The sequence below is a fragment of the Qipengyuania marisflavi genome (genome assembly GCF_005884405.1).
GTDB lineage: Bacteria > Pseudomonadota > Alphaproteobacteria > Sphingomonadales > Sphingomonadaceae > Qipengyuania > Qipengyuania marisflavi.
In genome coordinates this window covers 138,301-155,448 of sequence record NZ_VCAO01000002.1, presented here as the reverse complement: position 1 = coordinate 155,448, position 17,148 = coordinate 138,301, and the positions used below count along the sequence as shown (strand labels likewise).

Genomic DNA, 17,148 nt, shown 5'->3' with positions numbered 1-17,148 from the left:
TCGGCGCCCTCAGCGGGCGCGGGTGAAGTGATCCACGAGCCTGCCGAGCCCGACTGAATTGGAGCCTTTCACCAGCACGGCATCGCCAGCGACGATCCCGAAGTCATTCAGCAGTTCGATTGCCTCGTCGGCTGTATTGCAATGGGCGTAGCGTATCGTGTTGCCAAGCGACTGAGCAGTCTGTTTCCCCAATTCGCGTGCCAGCGCGCGCATCTCTTCGCCCACCATCACCACCAGATCGACATCGGCGGCCAGTAAAGGCTCGGCAAGTGCGGCGTGAAATTTCGGAGCGAAATCACCCAATTCCTTCATTGCGCCCAACACCGCGATGCGGCGGGCCGACGGGGTCTGGCCCAGCTGCGCCAGTGTGGCGCGCATACTGGCCGGATTGGCGTTATAGCTTTCATCGATCAGCAGCGCCTTGCCGCCCGGCGCATCAATTCCGTGACGCGCGCCGCGACCTTTCAGGCCGCCCATTTCGGCAAGCGCCAGTCCGGCAGCGGCCATATCGCCGCCCGCCGCACGCACAGCTGCCATGACAGCAAGCGCATTTATCACCCAGTGATCGCCCGGCTCGGCCACAGTGAAACACAGCCGCCCGCCATCAAACTCGCAGGTCACCAGAGATCCGCCATTGGCGCTGGGGATAGAATCCAGCAGCCGCATATCCGCGCCGCGCGCCCGGCCAAAGCTGACCACACGTACCCCGGCGGACTGTGCTGCCTTACTCAGTCGTTCAAAATGCGGGCTGTCGGCGGGAATAATTGCGACCCCGCCCGGTTCGACCCCCGCAACGATTTCAGCCTTGGCATCGGCAATCGCCTCTTCGCTGCCAAGGTTTTCGATATGTGCAGGCGCGATGGTGGTAATCACCGCGACATGCGGGCGAACCTGCGTGGTCAGCCGCGCGATTTCGCCCGCATGGTTCATACCCATTTCGAAAATCCCGAAACGGCTGCGCGCGGGCATCCGCGCCAGGCTGAGCGGAACGCCGACATGGTTGTTATAGCTGCGGGTGGAACGATGCGCCGCGCCGCGGCTGGCGCGTTCCAGCCCCGCGAAAATCGCTTCTTTCACGCCGGTTTTTCCAACCGATCCGGTCACCCCTATTATGGTCGCCTTGGTCCGCAAACGCGCGGCCCGCGCCAATGCTTCCAGCGCAATACCGGTGTCCTTGACCAGAATATGCGGATTATCGACAGGGCGATCGACCAGTGCAGCAGAGGCGCCATTGGCAAAAGCTTTGTCCACAAAGCGGTGGCCGTCCATCGCCTCGCCCCTCAGCGCCACGAACAGATCGCCATTGACGACGTCGCGGCTGTCCATTTCGACGCCCGCCACCTGGAAATCACAGCTGGCGGTGCCGCCCACTGCCTCGGCAATGCTGGCGGCATCCCACAGCGTCAGCGGCAGCCGGTCACGCGGATCGGCGGGCCATTCCAGATAGGCGGGATGGCGCAGGATTGCGGCGCTCATGCCGCGCCTCTGGCAATGGCAGCAGCGCATTCGCGCGCGACCTCGACGTCGTCGAAGGGCAGCACTTGCATGTTTTCTCCCGATCCGATGATCTGACCCACTTCATGTCCCTTGCCCGCGACCAGCACGATGTCATCGCGCCCAGCCTCGGCGATAGCGGTGCGGATGGCTGCGCGGCGGTCGCCCACTTCGCTTGCTCCTGCTGCGCCTTCAAGCACCTGGCGCCGGATTTCCTCAGGATCTTCGCCGCGCGGATTGTCATCGGTGACGATGACCAGATCGCTCGCCCCGGCAGCCGCTGCGCCCATTGGCGCACGCTTGCCATGATCGCGGTCGCCGCCGGCTCCGAAGACTGTGATCAGCCGTCCGGAAACATGCGGACGCAGGGCCGCAATGGCGGCCTCCAGTGCGTCGGGCGTGTGGGCGTAATCGATATAGACCGGCGCACCGCTTGGCGCGATAACCGCCCGTTCCAGCCGTCCGCGCACGGGCTGGAGCCGCGCGACTGCGTCCCACACCAGACTGGCATCGGTGCCCGTGGCCAGCGCCAGCCCAGCAGCGGTCAGCGCATTGGCGACCTGATAGGCGCCGATCAGCGGCAGTGTTATCTGGCGCTGCTGTCCGGCGTGTTCGACGGTCAGCGTCTGCCCGAGCTGCGTGGGTTTGCGGCTGGTCAGGCGGATATCCTCGCCCTGCTCGCCAACGGTCAGCAAGGTCAGGCCGCGTTGGCGCGCATGATCGGCGGCGCGGCGGTTCCAGTCGCTATCGGTTTCGCCCAACCAAACGACAGCGGTCGCACCATCAGAGACCACTTCACCAAACAGCCGCATCTTGGCGGTGAAATAATCCTCCATATCGGTATGATAATCGAGGTGGTCGCGGCTGAAATTGGTGAAAGCAGCGGCCTGCACCGGAACGCCTTCATTGCGATATTGCGACAGGCCGTGGCTCGACGCTTCATAGGCAACATGGGTCACGCCTTCGCGTGCCAGCCCGCTCATGTTCGACAGGAAAGTGACGATGTCGGGCGTGGTCAGCCCGGTGGAAACACTCTCGTCCGGCGTAGTGACGCCCAGCGTGCCGATGCTGGCCGCACGTTCGCCTGCCATGCGCCAGATCTGGCGGGTCATTTCGGCGGTGGAGGTTTTGCCATTGGTGCCAGTCACCGCGACGATATGTTCGGGCACCGGTGTGAAGAACCCGGCGGCCAGCTGCGCGAATGTCTGGCGCGGCTGTGCCACAGCAATATGTGCTGCGCCCTCGACAACAGCCTCGGCGCGGGCGACCACCGCGATAGCTCCGGCGGCGATGGCGGGGGCGATGTAATCCTCGCCATTGACCTGCGTGCCCTGAAACGCGCCGAACACGGTGCCCGGCGCAACCTTGCGGTGATCGATGGCAAAGCCGGTGACGGCCTGGTCCTCGCCAGACGGACAGGCCAATCCAGCAGCCGCGCACAGTTTGCCCAGCTTCATTCGTGCTTCCCCGGAACCAGCGGCTTGAGGTCCGAAATATCGACATCGCGCGTGTCATCGGGCTGCACACCCAGTAGCGGGCCGATGCGCGGAACCAGCCGCCCGACGATGGGCGCGGCATTCCACGCCGCCGTGCGCTGGAAGCTGGAGGCCACTGTGCCGCGCGGCTCGTCCAGCATGGCAATCACGACATAGCGCGGGCGGTCCATCGGGAACGCTGCGGCAAAGGTCGAAACCAGCGCCTTCTTGCGATAGCCGGTAGCGGAGGGCTTTTCTGCCGAGCCGGTCTTGCCGCCCACGCGGTAGCCCGGTGCATTGGCATTGCGGCCCGTACCATAGACCGCGATCATCCGCAGCAGCTGGCGCATCCGGCTGGAGGTCGATGCCTTGAACACGCGGCGCCCCTTGGGCACGTCGCCCGGTGCCAATTTGTGCAGCGTTGCCGGACGCCAGATGCCGCCATTCACCATCGCGCCATAGGCCGAGGCCAGATGCAGCGGCGTGACAGCAATACCGTGGCCATAGCTGACCGTCATATTGCGCAGACGCGGCCAATTGTCGCCCGGCCAGATCGGGAAGCCCTTGGCCGGCAGTTCGATATAGGGCCGTTCATTCATGCCCAGATCGATCAAAGTCTGACGCATTTTTGCCGGACCGAGGGAATCGGCGATCCGGGCCGTGACCGTGTTCGATGAGTGGATCAGGGTTTCGGCAACATTCAACGTATTGCCCAACGGGTGGCTGTCTTTGATTGTGAAGCGTCCCACCTTGATGGGGGCGGCATCCCAGCGCTTGCCAAAATCGCGGACCACGCCCGCGTCGATGGCGGCGGCGACAGTGATCGGCTTGAAGGTGGAGCCCAACTCGTAAACCTGATTGGTCACGCGATTGAACATCAGGCTCTGGCCCTTGGCGTCGATCTTGTTGGGATCAAATTCGGGCAGGCTGGCCAGCGCCAGCACTTCGCCTGTGTCGACATCCAGCACGATGCCCGCGCCGCCCTGCGCGTCAGTCAGCTTCATGCCGCGCGCCAGTTCGTCTTCCAGCGCGCCCTGTACGCGCATGTCGATGGACAATGCTACCGGCGTGCCGCGCTGCGCGGGGTCGCTCAGCCGCTCATTGAGCACCTGCTCCATGCCCACCCGGCCTTTGCCGTCGGCGGCGACATAGCCAAGCACATGCGCTGCCATCGATCCTTGGGGATAGTGGCGGTCAGCCTCCATCGGCATTTCCAGCGCCAGTTCGCCAATCTCCTGCACCCTGTTGGCTTCTTCGGGCAGGACGCGGCGGCGGATATAGCCCTGCTTGCCAGAGACCAGCTGCGCGGCAGTGCGCTTCTCATCCAGATCGGGGAAAATCGATTTGAGTTTGGCAGCAACAGAAGCCGCCGCGCCAACCAGCGGCGAACCGCCTTCGCCCAAAGCTTCGGGATTGAACCACAGCGCGTATGCGGGGAAGGCACGGGCGAGCGGCACACCGTGGCGATCAGTGATTTCACCGCGCGCAGGCAGCAGCGCCTCGGCCAGCGACGTGGCGCGGGTGCCGTGGTCGGACATGCCCAGATAGCCGATCCGCAGCAGCGCCATCAACGCAATAAAGGCAAAGGCCAGCGCCAGCCACAGCACCCGCCAACGGGCCAGCGCGATGGCGGTCTGGCGCAGAGTCACCAGTTTGACTCGGCCAACCACCGCTGCCTGACTGACCGCACCGGGCGCGGCGCGTCCGGCCGGTGCGAACATCGGACCGAAACCGGTCATGGCGTTCATTGCTGCACCTCGGCAGAACCGGCCATCGACCCGGCGGGACGGGCCAGCCGCTGCGCGATGGAATTGGCGACCAGCTCGCGGCGCGGCGCAGGCGGCGGCGCTTCGCTGTCAGGCGCATCGTCTTCGCCCGCCAGCCAATCAGCAATCATGCTGCTGTCTTCAGCGTCTTCCACCGGGCGGTTCAGCGCCACGCGAACCTGCTGCGGCGCGCCGCTACCGCGCGGCGTGCCCAGCGATGCCAGCTGGCGTTCGTTTTCGAGATATTGATCGGCGCGCGGCGCGCCATAGCCAAACTCGACCGCATTCCATGCAGCCAACTGCTTCTGGTTGGAGCGGGTCTGGAATTCGGTTTCCAGCATGATGCGTGACTGTTCAGCAGCAATGATATGGCGTTCGGTCAGCCGCACTTCGCTTTTGACCGCATTCACTTTGAACGTCAGCGCCAGCAGCGCGGCAAAGCACAGGCCCAGCACCAGCGCCCAGCCGATCTGGCGAAGCCGTGACCCAGCCGCAATCATGCCGCGTCTCGTGCGGGTGTGGCAGTGCGCACGGCGTGGCGCAGCACGGATGAGCGGGCACGCGGGTTGCGTGCCAGTTCGGCCTCGCCCGGCTTGATCGCCTTGCTAACATGGGTGAAGACCGGATCGCGCATTGCCACCAGTGGGAGATGGCGTGACGCGCTCGGGGTTGAGGATGCGTCGCGCAGGTAACGCTTCACGATCCGGTCCTCGAGGCTGTGGAAGCTGACCACCGCAAGGCGGCCACCCTCCTTCAGCAAGTGCTCGGCACCCGACAGCCCCTGGGACAGTTCGTCGAGTTCGCCGTTCACATGAATACGAATGGCCTGGAAACTGCGCGTCGCAGGATCCTTGGGCGCGCCGGTCCGGTAGCCCAGCGCCTTGCGGATCACGCGCGCCAGTTCGCCGGTGGTTGAAAGCGGGCGCGCCGCGACAATCGCGCGGGCGACGCGGCGCGACTGACGTTCCTCGCCGAAATTGTACAGCACATCGGCAATCGCGCTTTCTTCCGCGCTGTTGACGAAATCCGCTGCGCTTTCGCCGTCCTGGCTCATCCGCATGTCCAGCGGACCGTCGAGCGAAAAGGCAAAGCCGCGCTCGGCCTGATCAAGCTGCATTGAGGAAACGCCGATATCCATCACCACCCCGTCGACCCGCGCCACACCGAATGCTGTCATGACATCAAGCATTTCGGAAAAGCGGCGCGGGTGAAGGATAAGGCGCGGCGGGTTTTCCCCCGTCTCGCGCCAGTCGCGACCCGAGGCCAGGGCATCGGGGTCTCTATCAAAGGCATGAACTGTGGCGCCGCGATCCAGCAGCGCGCGGGTATATCCGCCCGCACCAAAAGTGGCGTCGATAATGACATCGCCAGCCTGCGGGTCGAGCGCGGCGACGACTTCGTCAAGCAGGACTGGAACGTGGGGCTGAGTCACTTCTTGGTCCCCTTGCTGTCAGCAAGGAAGCTGGCGCATGCTGCCTTGGCGCTGGCCCAGTCATCACCCATGCTTTCCAGCTCCGCCGGGTTCCACAGGGTGAAAAAGCGCCCGCCGCCCTGAAAATACAGCCCGTCTTCGATCCGGCCCAGATCGCGCAAGTGATCGGGCATGACGAAGCGGCCGCTGTCATCGAAAGGCAGTTCGACAAAGCCGAACAGCTGGCTGGCGCGGGTATCGCGGTCAAAATCGCGTGACGCCCGATAGGCGAGCTCTTCTTCGCGATCTAGCTGCGTTTCGAGTTCCAGTTTGCGGCTGAGGCCAAACCCGGTGAGGCAGTTCCATGTCGGGTGCTTGGCAATGCACAGGACGCGGCCTTCGCTGCTTTCCTTCAGAGCTTTGCGGAACAGCGGCGGGAGGACGAACCGACCCTTATCGCCTGCGGGCGAATAAGCCTGTCCACTGTATCCTCCGAAAAGCACCGACCTCTACCCCGATCCAAAATCCCCGACTCCAACCGGACAGACCTTCTCCGCGTCCTCCCGCACGCAAGTGTGGGTGGCTCACCTCGCGAAAGCGAAGCGCGCAAAGACAGTGGCTGTCCGATGTGATGGGGGTTTACCGCGCGAGCGGCGGGGATGGAAGGGAAAATTGCGGGAATTTACGGGAAAACCCTATAAATCATTGCAAAATCACAGAAAATTAGTTGCCTGCCTCCTCGAAAAACTTACCACTTCATTAATGATCCATCTGAGAAACCGCTGTAATTCCGGCAGAACACGCGCTGCTCCCGCATAATCCCCGGCTCAATTCACCAGCGACTCGGCAAGCAGCGAGTCGAGCGCGCCGCGCCGCTGCGGGGGCGGTGCTCCCGGCCCTTCCCAGTCCAGCAACGCGGCATCGGCCAGCAGTGTCACCTGCCCTTCCCCGATCCGGCAGCGCGCCAGAATACCATCTTCCGACACAGTGCAATCGGCAGGCGCGTCAGTGCTTTTCAGCACGAACTGGCCCGCCAGATCGACCGGGATTGCATAACCGTCAGAATTGGCATTCCGCTCGCCGCCTTGCTGATCCTCGTTAAACCGCAACTCCAACCCCCAACGCGCCAGAATCGGTGACAGCACCGCAACATCCTGCGGCCGCCGCTTGTCACCCAGCGCATATTCGCTGTGCCGTGTCAGCATCGGGTCCGCCATGATCAATGCCCGACCTCCGCTCCGTACCCATTCGTCCAGCGCCAGATTTTCCGCCGGGGCTAGCACGCGCGGCTGGGCGAGGAAGATCAGCGCCAGCGGTTTCAGCGTATCAGGTGATAACGTGTCGAGCGGTTGCAGGCGGTAGCGTTCTTCGAGCGCGCTGCGCACCCAGTCCGGCTCGCCAGCGGGATCGAGCAGCGCCGTGATATCCTCCCCCTCACCCCAATAGATCGGCAGCGTGGTGAACAGACCCAGCTCTGGCCCTGCGGAATTGTCGGCTTGCGGTTGCGCGTCATTGCACCCGGTCAGGGCGGAGGACGCCAGCGCTGCCAGCAGCAGCGCGTGCTTACTGCGCACCCGGCGCGTCCTGTCCGGTTTCGGGCATTACCGCTGGCTGCTGAGCCGGGGTATCAACCGGACTGTCAGGCAGATCGGGCACCACGCCCGCCTCCACCAGCGGATCGTTTTGCGAAGCGCCTTCGTTTGGTTCGGTCGTTGCGGCGGCTTGCGGCACGGCCGTGGCGTCGGTTTGCGCAGCGCGGTCCTGGATGATGCTGGCCAGTCCGATCAGCAGGATCATCATCGTGACCCCGGTAATCCCGATCTGCAACCGCTGGACAATGCGCGCACGGCGGGCATCGCCGATCTGCGGCAGCTCGCCCACAGGGGGCTTACGGCTCATATCGAAGAAGCGCATGACCATCAGACTAGGCCCCAGTTCGCATTTGCGTCAATCGCCGGTCTGCAACCATGGGAAGACCGGCAGCCCTTTCGCCTCCAGCCATGCCGCATCGTACAGCGTCGACAGATACCGGAAGCCGGTATCGCACAGGATCGTCGCGACGCGCGGATTGCTGCGCCCTTCGGCCACCAATTGCCGCCCCAGCGCAATCGCGCCTGCGACATTTATGCCCGATGACAGGCCAAGGCACAGGCCCTCTTCGCGCAGCAACCGCGCGACCCAGTCCAGCCCTTCCTCGTCGGAAATGCGGAATTGCGTATCGATCGGTGCGCCTTCCAGATTGCCGGTGATGCGTCCCTGCCCGATCCCTTCGGCCACGGAAGAACCCTCGCCCTTCAGCTCGCCATTGGCGTAATAGTTGAACAGCGCGGCGCCATGCGGATCGGTCAGCGCGATCACGCATTTCTCGTCAAATTCCTTCAACCCCATGCCAACGCCCGCAATCGTCCCGCCCGTGCCAGCCGCGCAGGTGAAACCATCGATGCGATGCTCCATCTGTTCCCACAGCTCGCGCGCGGTGCCTTCGATATGCGCCTTGCGGTTGGCGGTATTGTCGAACTGGTTGGACCAGATCGCCCCTTCGGTTTCCTCTGCAAGGCGGCGGCTGGTGTGGACGAAGTGATTGCAATCGGCGAATTTGGTGGGCGGAACCGTCACCAGCTCGGCCCCCAGCGCACGCAGCGTGGTCATTTTCTCCTGGCTCTGGTTGTCGGGCATCACGATGATTGTCCGATAGCCCAGCGCATTGGCGACCAGCGCAATGCCGATCCCGGTATTGCCAGCGGTGCCTTCGACGACTGTGCCGCCCGGCTGCAATTCGCCCCGCGCCTCGGCATCGCGGATGATCCACAGCGCGGCGCGGTCCTTGACCGACGCACCGGGATTGGCAAATTCGCATTTTCCAAAGATGTCGCAGCCCGCCTCGCGGCTCGGCCCTTCGAGGCGAACCAGCGGCGTGTTGCCGATGAGGTCGAGCGTATGCTCGCGCAGAACAGGTGCTGTCATGTCAGTTGGAGTAATCCCAGCCGGGCCGCGCCGCAAACAACATCAATCTTCAGGCGCGATAGTAACCATGAGGCCATCGAGATCAGGCGTGAAGGACAATTGGCAGCTGAGCCGCGAAGTTGGTGCGCGGTGATCGCTGCTTTCCAGCAGATCGTCCTCGTCCTCGCTCATATGCGGCAGGCGGTCGGCAAAGGCGGGGTCGACATGGACATGGCAGGTCGCGCAGGAGCAGCAGCCGCCGCACAGCGCCAGCAATTCGTCAAAGCCATTGTCGCGGATGGCCTCCATCACGGTCAGGCCGTCCTCGGTTTCGATCTCGGAGGTCGCGCCGTCGCGGGTGGTAACAATCAGCTTTGGCATCGCGTGCAGGTCCTTGTTGCGTCGGCCCCGTTCGCGGCCCTATTGCGGGCGCTGCTATTCAATCGTGAACGGGAAGGCAAGCCGCAGTCATGGGCCTGACAAATGCGCAGCTGCGCGAAGATCTGGACGCGGTGGCGGCTGGCGACCCGGTGGTGGCGGGCGCGCTGGCGCGCTGCGGCTATCCCGAAGAACGTATCCGCGATGTGGGATACCAGACATTGCTGCGCACGATTGTGGGCCAGCAGGTCAGCGTAGCCTCTGCCGCATCGGTGTGGCGCAAATTGCAGGCCGAGCTGGGCGACGATGTGCCCGCCGATGCCTTGCTCGCCCGCGACTTCGACGCTTTGCGTGCTTGCGGATTGTCGCGGCAGAAACAGGGTTATGTCCGCAGCCTGTGCCAGCTGGTGACCGATGGCGAATTGTGTTTCGACAGCCTGCCTGCCGATGACGAGGAAGCGATTGCCGAGCTGACTCAGATCAAGGGCATCGGGCGCTGGTCGGCAGAGATTTACCTGTTGTTTGCCGAAGGCCGCCGCGACATCTGGCCCGCGGGCGATCTGGCGGTACAGGCGGCGGTGGGCAAAATGCTGGATCTGGCTGAACGCCCCAGCGAAAAAGAAACCCGTGCGCTGGCAGAGGGCTGGCGGCCCCACCGCGGCGCGATGGCAGTGTTTACCTGGCATGCCTATGCCGACCCGGCATTATGACACGAGAGGATTTGCTGTGAGCATTCGCAAGGCCATTTTCATCACCGGCGGCGGTTCGGGCATCGGCCGCGCCATCGCGCTGCATTTCGCCGCGCAGGGCTGGTTCGTCGGGCTGGCCGATGTTGACGAGCACGGGATGCGCGTAACCGAGGACAAGATTTCCAACGGTTTCGTCTACACGCATAAATTCGATGTGCGCGACCGCGCAGCGTGGGACAAGGCGCTGGACGGGTTCAGCACCGCCACCGGCGGGCGGATCGATGTGGTCGCGAACAATGCGGGTGTCCCGCTTGGCGGCGCGCTGTTGGACAATAGCGAGGACGAGATTGTCCGCTGTCTGGACGTCAATCTGAAGGGCGTGATTTTCGGTGCACAGGCCGCCTATCCGCATCTGCTGAAAACCGCGCCGGGCAGCTGCCTGCTCAACACGGCAAGTCTGGCGGGCATTTATGGAACCCCCGGAGCCAGCGTCTATTCCGCCACCAAATTCGGAGTGCGCGCCATTACCGAAAGCCTTGATGCCGAATGGGCGGAGGACGGCATCAATGTACGCTCGCTGATGCCCGGCTTTATCGACACGCCGCTGCTGGACCACACCAGCAATGCCAAGAGCAATGCGGCAATCCGCACGCAGGTCGAACAATCGGAGCTGGAGATTTCGCCGGTCGAGGATGTCGCCAAGGCAGCATGGGCCGCGGTGCATGGCCAGCGGCTCCACACGCTGGTCGGTAAGAGCGCGCGGCGGCTTGAGTTTTGGGCACGTTTTATGCCTGGCCGCGTGCGCAAACAGGTCCGCACCACTTTGCGGCCGATGGGAGAGTAAGATGTTGAATAATGCGATGATTGCTGTCGGCGCATTGATGCTGGCGGCCCCGGCCCTTGGCCAGAGCTCGCTGGGTGAGCCGGTCACAATCGGCACCACTTATACGATCCCCTCGGCAGTGCTGGGCGGCGAGCGGCGGATTACTGTCCGCCTCCCCCTTGGCTATGTCGAGCAGCCTGAAATGCGCTTCCCAGTGGTCTATGTGATCGACGGCGGACCGGAGCAGGATTTCCCGCATATTGCAGGCATCGTGCAGAGCCGCGACATGAATTACAGCTTTGGCCGGTTCATTCTGGTTGGGGTGGAGACGGTCAACCGCCGCGCCGAAATCTCGCCCCCGGTGCGCGCCGATGCGCTGGCAGACTACACCGAATCGCTGGGCGCAACACCGGGCGGAGCTGCAGAATTTCGGCGGTTTCTGGCACAGGATGTGAAGCCCTGGGTGGAGCAGGCCTACCGCACCAGCGGGCAGGACGCGGTGATGGGCGAATCTCTGGCGGGGCTGTTCATCATCGAAACGCTGTTCGAGCAGCCCGATCTGTTCGACGACTGGATCGCCGTGTCGCCATCATTGTGGTGGGACAATATGAAGCTGGCCATCGCGGCCCCTGCGCGTTTGCGGCAGGCGGCGGGCGGCAAGGAACGGCTATATCTGACACTCGCCAACGAGGGATATCGGCACGAGGAAGGGGTCGAGCGGATGGTCGATGCGCTGCGGTCTGACGCCCCTGACGACTGGCAATGGGCTTATGTCCCGCTGGGTCGCAGCGAAACGCATGGCACGATTTACCACACCGCCGCGCTGGATGCGTTTCGTCTGCTTTATGGCACCACGACGCGCGAATATCGCCCCGCGTCAGAAATGCTGGGCCGCGAAGCAGCGCCGCGCACTGCCGCCGAACAGGCCATGCTGGACACGGAATGCACTGCGCAGAACACCACCGCGCTGACGCCGGAAAGTGCGGCCATGGGCCGTGACCGGCTGTTCTACCGCTGCCTGAACCTCGATCTGGGGCCAGTCGCGCGGGAGGGCAATCTAGGGGAGTAGCTTGTCGATGGCCTTGGCCATATGCGCGTCGCGCAGGCTCAGCCCGCCCGCGTCATGCGTGGTCAGCGTGATTTCCACCCGATTGTAAACATTGAACCATTCGGGATGGTGGTCACGCTTTTCCGCCATGATCGCAATGCGCGTCATGAAGGCGAACGCCTCGGAAAAATCGGCAAATTCGAACTTGCGCTCGATCGCGTCGCCATCGCGGGCCAGTGACCATTCGGGCAACACGCTCAGCCAGCTGGCGCGTTCGTCCTCGTCCAGTTTTTCCACTGTCATCGCCCGAATACTCCTTCGCTTGTCGGCTGCCCGGCTTTTGCCTATCGCTGCCAGCCATGCAAGCGCAACTCGCCGCGAAGGACATCGCCTGCCGCCGCGGCGACCGCCTGCTGTTCAGCGGGCTGTCGCTGCAATGCGCGGCTGGCGATGCCGTCCACATCGCGGGCGCAAACGGCGTGGGCAAGTCCAGCCTGATCCGTATTCTCGCCGGATTGCTGCGCCCCTATCTGGGCGAAGTATCCCACGATGGCGCGATGGGTCTGGTCGATGAGCGGCTGGCAATGGACGAAAATCACACCCTGCGTGACGCTCTGGCATTCTGGGAGAGACTTGATGGCTGCGGCGATCCGGGCCGCGCGCTGGAGGTGTTGCAACTGGACCCGTTGATGGATGTGCCGGTGCGATTCCTGTCGACCGGCCAACGCAAGCGCGCCGCAATGGCGCGGCTGCTCAACGCCGCACAGCCGATCTGGCTGCTCGACGAACCGCTCAACGGGCTGGACGATCAGGCGCGCAAAAGTGTCGAGGCGCTGGTGGCGCTGCATTGCGGCGGCGGCGGGATCGCCGTGGTCGCCTCGCACCAGCCGATGGCGCTGCCCCGCGCACGCATGATTGCGCTGGCGGATTACGCGAAATGAGCGCGGCACTGACCCTGCTGCGCCGCGATCTGGGACTGCTGCTACCCGGCGGGCGAGGCGGCGGGGTGCTGCCGCTGTTGTTCTTTATCGCAGTGGCGATGCTGTTTCCCTTCGCAGTCGGGCCCGATGCCCAATTGCTGGCACGGACCGGCGGCGGCGTGATCTGGGTCGCCGCCCTGCTGGCAGCGATCCTGCCGCTGGAAAAGCTGGTCGCCAGCGATCTTGAGGGGGGCGTGTTCGACCAATTGCATCTGCGCGGCGTATCGGAGGAATTGGCGATGGCCATCCGGCTGATTGCGCACTGGCTGGCCTTCGCGCCGCTGCTGCTGCTGGCCACCCTGCCCGCCGCCGCTTTGCTGGGCCTGTCAGCTGAGACTGTGCGGACTGTCCTGCTGGGCCTGCTGGCAGGCACTCCGGGCCTTGCCGCAGTGGGCCTCGCCGTCGCAGCCCTGACCGCCAGCCTGCGCGGCGGAGCAGCTCTGGCAGGCCTGATGATGATCCCGCTGGCGGTACCGATCCTGATTTTCGGAGCCGGCGCTTTGTCACGACCCGACAGTTCAGGATTGCTGCTGACTGCGGCGATCAGTTTGGGACTTTGTGCGCTGGCACCATTTGCGGCAGGCGCGGCGATCCGGGCGGCGCGGGAGGATTAAGCGAACTCTTTGCTAACCAGCCATTTGCTGTCGTTTCCGCTGAACCTTAGAGACAATCGCCCCCTGCACACGAAACGAGCAAACCGGCTGCCATGACGACCGGGTAAAGCACGACAGGAGCAGCAATGAGCAGCCACCATGCCCGATGCCGACGGATCGCAACAGCAGTTAGCGCACCCCATGCGACGACAGCGATCCAAAACAACCACGCAAAACTACCGAGAGCCATTTCGAGCCAGCCGTAGCGGAACTGGGTTTGCCACAAGACCAGTGCTCCAGCGATGATGATTAGCACCGACAGCAACCAGCGGCGGCGCATGGTTAGAGGCAATTCCTTAGGCAGGACCGTTGCATGACGAATGTCCGTTTGCCACCCCAATGCCGACCAAAGCTCAGTAAGGCGGCTGATGCTTTCCCGTCCGGCTCTCGGTGAAAATCTCCACGCCGTTTTCGGTGATGCCGATCGAGTGTTCGAACTGCGCGCTGAGTGATTTGTCGCGGGTTACGGCAGTCCAGCCGTCATTGAGCAATTTGGCGTGCGGGCGGCCCAGATTGATCATCGGTTCGATGGTGAAGAACATGCCCGGTTTCAGCTCTGGTCCGGTGCCCGGGCGGGCGGCATGGATGACTTCGGGCGCGTCGTGGAACAGGCGGCCCACGCCGTGGCCACAGAATTCCTGCACCACGCCATAACGGAACTGCCGCGCGTGGCCTTCGATCACCGCGCCGATATCGCCCAGCCGCGCGCCGGGCTGTGCTGCGGCTTCGATCCCCAGCATCAGGCATTCATACGTCACATCGACCAGTCGCCGCGCTTTCAGCGGGACATCGCCGACCAGAAACATCCGGCTCGTATCACCATGCCAGCCGTCCAGCAGCGGGGTAACGTCGATATTGACGATGTCGCCATCCTTCAGCGCCTTGTCGCTAGGAATACCGTGACAGATCACATGGTTGATCGAGATACAGCTGCTGTGCGCATAACCGCGATAGCCCATCGTTGCGGGCACCGCCCCGGCATCCAGCGTCATCTGACGCACGGTATCGTCAAGGCTGGCCGTGGTCACGCCGGGTTGCACCATTGGCACCAACGCATCGAGGATGTCGGCAGCCAGTCGGCCTGCCTTGCGCATCCCGTCAAAGCCTTCCGGCCCGTGCAGCTTGATGGTGCCGTCACGGTAAACGGTCTGGTCGCTGTCGATCATCTGATATTCGGTCATGGCCGCAATGTAGCGCCCCCGATGGCAAATTGCGAGATGTCAGCGGTGAATGGTGAAGGCTGAGGCAAATTCGGGCTTCACGGCATCGACCATGCGGGCATCGACGTCGAGATCGATCTCGTACAGCCCCTCGGCATAAGCGCCCGCGACATAGGGATTGGCGATGATCCCCACCCGGTCGAACACCTTGCCGTTCGATGATCCCAACAGCAGCACCAGATCGTCTATCGGAGGGCAGGTGCCAAAGGTTTCGTCATTGGGATCGACCGGCTCGCCCCTACGCTTGGCACGCTCGGCGTCCAGTTTCTCGCAGAACTTCGCCGACACGCTCTGCCAGAATGCGGTGGGTGAGCGAAACAGGTCAATCGCCTCGCGGATGGTCTTGGCCTGTTTGTCATAAACCAGCCCGACCGTTCCATAATTGCCATGCGCCCCGCCGGTATAGCTGGAGGCATCTCCCGACAGGCTCAGCCAGCCGGGAATATCCGCCACGACTTTCCATTCCAGATTGGAACTATGCGCGCGAAATTCGAACCCCTCGGCCTCGGCCTCCGCCTTCCATTGGGCCGTGTCTTTCACCAACTGCGCGCGTTCGGCCTCCAGCTGCCGGTCAAGCTCTGCCTTCAATTCAGGATAGGCGCCAACCTCGGCCGGATAGGAATATTCGAAGAAATAGGCGTCGGTTTCCTCCGACACATTGCGCGCCTTGCCCTTGGCAGAGCTGGCACTGGCTTCGGCAGAGGCGGTTGCTGCGGCCTGATCCACCCCTACCGCGTCACCATATTCGCCCGCATCCGAACATCCTGCGCTCGACACGAGCAATGGAATCAGGAACAGGCGCGGATGCATGGGATTTCCTTATGCAGAGATAAAACTGACAGAGAGCGTTCCCATTATGGCCGAGAGCAACCCGCTAATCCAGCCCGATCGCGGACAGGATGCGATCCCGATCCACCTGGTGGATAAGGATGGCTTTGAAGGCTGGGCGAAAAAGCTCTCTACCGGACAGCGGGCAGCGCTGACCGCACAAAAATTCAATGGCAGCGGCTATCAGGTCGGCATCGTGCCCGATGGCGATGACTGGTTTGCAGTGGGCGGCGTCGCCAATCCTGACGATCTGTCGAGCTGGTGCATGGCGAAACTGGCCGAGGCCCTGCCAGAAGGCACGTATCGCCGCGCTGATGGCGATGCGGGTCCGGCGCTGCATGGCTGGCAGACTGCGCAATATGTCTTCGACCGCTACAAACAGGCCGAAAACCCCACCGGCCCGCGTGTTCTGCTGACCAAGGAAGCAAGCAAGATCGACGGTGCCATTGCCGAGGCGCAGGCTGTGTGCGTGATCCGCGATCTGGTGAACACCCCCGCCGAGGATATGGGCCCTGCCGCGCTTGAGGAAACCATCGACGCGCTGGCCAAGCAGCATGGCGGCGCGGTTAAGACCACGCGCGGTGATACGCTGGAGCAGGAATATCCAATGATCCACGCGGTTGGCCGGGCCGCCGCCCGCCCCCATGCGCCGCGCCTGATCCATCTGACCTGGGGCAAGGAAACCGACCCGGTGCTGGCGATTGTCGGCAAGGGAGTGTGCTTTGATTCCGGCGGGCTGGACGTGAAAAGTTCTTCCGGCATGTTGCTGATGAAGAAAGACATGGGCGGCGCAGCGCACGCCATCGCCCTGGCCGGGCTGGTCATGGGCGCGGGTCTGCGCGTGAGGCTGCACCTGCTGGTGCCTGCGGTTGAAAACGCGATTGCGGGCAATGCCTTTCGGCCCGGTGACGTCCTGACGTCGCGCAAGGGGCTGACGGTGGAGATTGGCAATACCGATGCCGAAGGGCGGCTGGTGCTGGCCGATGCGCTGGACCGGGCGAGTGAGGAAGATCCCGACCTGATCCTGGATTTCGCCACGCTGACGGGCGCAGCGCGGGTGGCGCTGGGGCCGGAATTTCCTGCGCTGATGACGCGCCGTGATGACACGGCACAGGCGCTGATCGATGCGGGCCGCGAATGCGATGACGAACCGTGGCGACTGCCGCTGCCAGATGTCTATCGCGAATGGCTTAACTCCGACATTGCTGACACCAACAATGCGCACGCCAATTCCTTTGCCGGTGCCAGCGTGGCGGGCTTGTTCCTCGACAAATTCGTTGGTGAGGAGATCGACTGGGCACATTTCGACACGTTTTCCTGGCGGCCTACAGCCAAGCCGGGGCGGCCCAAGGGCGGCGATGCCTATGGCCTGCGCGCCGCCTGGCACATGCTGCGCAAACGCTATGGCTGATCATAATCAGCGGCGGCGGCTTGCGAGTT

General features: G+C 63.4%; 20 protein-coding genes. 6 read left to right on the top strand and 14 right to left on the bottom strand.

Annotation, left to right across the window (positions count from 1 at the left end):
• Positions 1–9: 9 nt before the first annotated feature.
• The 10 genes from FEV51_RS05245 to FEV51_RS05200 all read right to left on the bottom strand — a co-directional run bounded on the left by FEV51_RS05245 (position 10) and on the right by FEV51_RS05200 (position 9,470).
• Positions 10–1,476, bottom strand: coding sequence for a UDP-N-acetylmuramoyl-tripeptide--D-alanyl-D-alanine ligase (locus FEV51_RS05245; protein ID WP_138616680.1), 1,467 nt, complete (start codon positions 1,474–1,476; stop codon positions 10–12).
• Positions 1,473–2,951, bottom strand: coding sequence for a UDP-N-acetylmuramoyl-L-alanyl-D-glutamate--2,6-diaminopimelate ligase (locus tag FEV51_RS05240; protein ID WP_138616678.1), 1,479 nt, complete (start codon positions 2,949–2,951; stop codon positions 1,473–1,475). Before FEV51_RS05240 ends, FEV51_RS05245 begins: the two co-directional genes overlap by 4 nt.
• Positions 2,948–4,690: a peptidoglycan D,D-transpeptidase FtsI family protein gene (locus FEV51_RS05235; RefSeq protein ID WP_138617246.1), complete on the bottom strand. Its 1,743-nt coding sequence runs from the start codon at positions 4,688–4,690 to the stop codon at positions 2,948–2,950. The genes FEV51_RS05240 and FEV51_RS05235 overlap by 4 nt, the downstream gene beginning before the upstream one ends.
• Before the next feature lie 23 nt (positions 4,691–4,713).
• Entirely contained in the window at positions 4,714–5,235 is a 522-nt protein-coding gene (locus FEV51_RS05230; RefSeq protein WP_138616676.1) for a hypothetical protein, read from the bottom strand.
• The gene (gene rsmH / locus FEV51_RS05225) at positions 5,232–6,167 is read right to left on the bottom strand and encodes a 16S rRNA (cytosine(1402)-N(4))-methyltransferase RsmH (protein WP_138616674.1); all 936 of its coding nucleotides are present in this window, start codon (positions 6,165–6,167) and stop codon (positions 5,232–5,234) included. The genes FEV51_RS05230 and rsmH overlap by 4 nt, the downstream gene beginning before the upstream one ends.
• Positions 6,164–6,649, bottom strand: a complete 486-nt coding sequence (locus FEV51_RS05220) for a division/cell wall cluster transcriptional repressor MraZ (protein ID WP_138616672.1) — start codon at positions 6,647–6,649, stop codon at positions 6,164–6,166. Before FEV51_RS05220 ends, rsmH begins: the two co-directional genes overlap by 4 nt.
• Positions 6,650–6,973: 324 nt before the next feature.
• Entirely contained in the window at positions 6,974–7,720 is a 747-nt protein-coding gene (locus FEV51_RS05215) for a DUF4350 domain-containing protein (RefSeq protein ID WP_138616670.1), read from the bottom strand.
• Positions 7,710–8,066 (bottom strand): hypothetical protein, encoded by a 357-nt coding sequence (locus tag FEV51_RS05210; RefSeq protein WP_138616668.1) that lies wholly within the window; start codon positions 8,064–8,066, stop codon positions 7,710–7,712. The genes FEV51_RS05215 and FEV51_RS05210 overlap by 11 nt, the downstream gene beginning before the upstream one ends.
• 27 nt (positions 8,067–8,093) lie before the next feature.
• Positions 8,094–9,110 carry a cysteine synthase A gene (locus FEV51_RS05205; RefSeq protein ID WP_138616666.1) on the bottom strand — a complete coding sequence of 339 codons (1,017 nt, stop codon included), beginning with the start codon at positions 9,108–9,110 and terminating at the stop codon, positions 8,094–8,096.
• Between the two features lie 42 nt (positions 9,111–9,152).
• A complete protein-coding gene (locus tag FEV51_RS05200; protein WP_138616664.1) occupies positions 9,153–9,470 on the bottom strand; it encodes a 2Fe-2S iron-sulfur cluster-binding protein in 318 nt (105 codons plus the stop codon).
• 89 nt (positions 9,471–9,559) lie between these two features.
• Between FEV51_RS05200 and FEV51_RS05195 the strand changes: the two genes are divergently transcribed.
• Genes FEV51_RS05195 through FEV51_RS05185 form a run of 3 tightly spaced genes read left to right on the top strand, consistent with a single transcriptional unit; the run spans position 9,560 to position 12,048 of the window.
• Positions 9,560–10,177 carry a DNA-3-methyladenine glycosylase family protein gene (locus tag FEV51_RS05195; RefSeq protein ID WP_138616662.1) on the top strand — a complete coding sequence of 206 codons (618 nt, stop codon included), beginning with the start codon at positions 9,560–9,562 and terminating at the stop codon, positions 10,175–10,177.
• 16 nt (positions 10,178–10,193) lie between these two features.
• Positions 10,194–11,000, top strand: a complete 807-nt coding sequence (locus FEV51_RS05190) for an SDR family oxidoreductase (RefSeq protein ID WP_246034450.1) — start codon at positions 10,194–10,196, stop codon at positions 10,998–11,000.
• A 1-nt stretch (position 11,001) separates the two neighbouring features.
• Positions 11,002–12,048, top strand: coding sequence for an alpha/beta hydrolase (locus tag FEV51_RS05185; protein WP_171033048.1), 1,047 nt, complete (start codon positions 11,002–11,004; stop codon positions 12,046–12,048).
• Here the strand turns inward: FEV51_RS05185 and FEV51_RS05180 are convergent.
• On the bottom strand, positions 12,037–12,330 hold the full coding sequence (locus FEV51_RS05180; RefSeq protein WP_138616658.1) for a 4a-hydroxytetrahydrobiopterin dehydratase: 294 nt from the start codon (positions 12,328–12,330) through the stop codon (positions 12,037–12,039). The genes FEV51_RS05185 and FEV51_RS05180 overlap by 12 nt on opposite strands.
• A 56-nt stretch (positions 12,331–12,386) precedes the next feature.
• On the opposite strand from FEV51_RS05180, the gene ccmA reads away from it, so the two are divergent.
• Together ccmA and FEV51_RS05170 are read left to right on the top strand one after the other, a co-directional pair.
• Positions 12,387–12,968 carry a heme ABC exporter ATP-binding protein CcmA gene (ccmA, locus tag FEV51_RS05175; protein WP_138616656.1) on the top strand — a complete coding sequence of 194 codons (582 nt, stop codon included), beginning with the start codon at positions 12,387–12,389 and terminating at the stop codon, positions 12,966–12,968.
• Positions 12,965–13,621, top strand: coding sequence for a heme exporter protein CcmB (locus FEV51_RS05170; RefSeq protein ID WP_138616654.1), 657 nt, complete (start codon positions 12,965–12,967; stop codon positions 13,619–13,621). Before ccmA ends, FEV51_RS05170 begins: the two co-directional genes overlap by 4 nt.
• 46 nt (positions 13,622–13,667) lie before the next feature.
• Here the strand turns inward: FEV51_RS05170 and FEV51_RS05165 are convergent, their stop codons facing one another.
• The 3 genes from FEV51_RS05165 to FEV51_RS05155 all read right to left on the bottom strand — a co-directional run bounded on the left by FEV51_RS05165 (position 13,668) and on the right by FEV51_RS05155 (position 15,690).
• Positions 13,668–13,940 (bottom strand): hypothetical protein, encoded by a 273-nt coding sequence (locus FEV51_RS05165; RefSeq protein ID WP_138616652.1) that lies wholly within the window; start codon positions 13,938–13,940, stop codon positions 13,668–13,670.
• A gap of 73 nt (positions 13,941–14,013) precedes the next feature.
• Positions 14,014–14,841, bottom strand: coding sequence for a type I methionyl aminopeptidase (map, locus tag FEV51_RS05160; protein WP_138616650.1), 828 nt, complete (start codon positions 14,839–14,841; stop codon positions 14,014–14,016).
• Positions 14,842–14,880: 39 nt separating this feature from the next.
• On the bottom strand, positions 14,881–15,690 hold the full coding sequence (locus FEV51_RS05155; protein WP_138616648.1) for a DUF4163 domain-containing protein: 810 nt from the start codon (positions 15,688–15,690) through the stop codon (positions 14,881–14,883).
• Between the two features lie 46 nt (positions 15,691–15,736).
• Between FEV51_RS05155 and FEV51_RS05150 the strand changes: the two genes are divergently transcribed.
• Positions 15,737–17,119, top strand: a complete 1,383-nt coding sequence (locus tag FEV51_RS05150) for a leucyl aminopeptidase family protein (RefSeq protein ID WP_138616647.1) — start codon at positions 15,737–15,739, stop codon at positions 17,117–17,119.
• Positions 17,120–17,148: the final 29 nt, after the last annotated feature.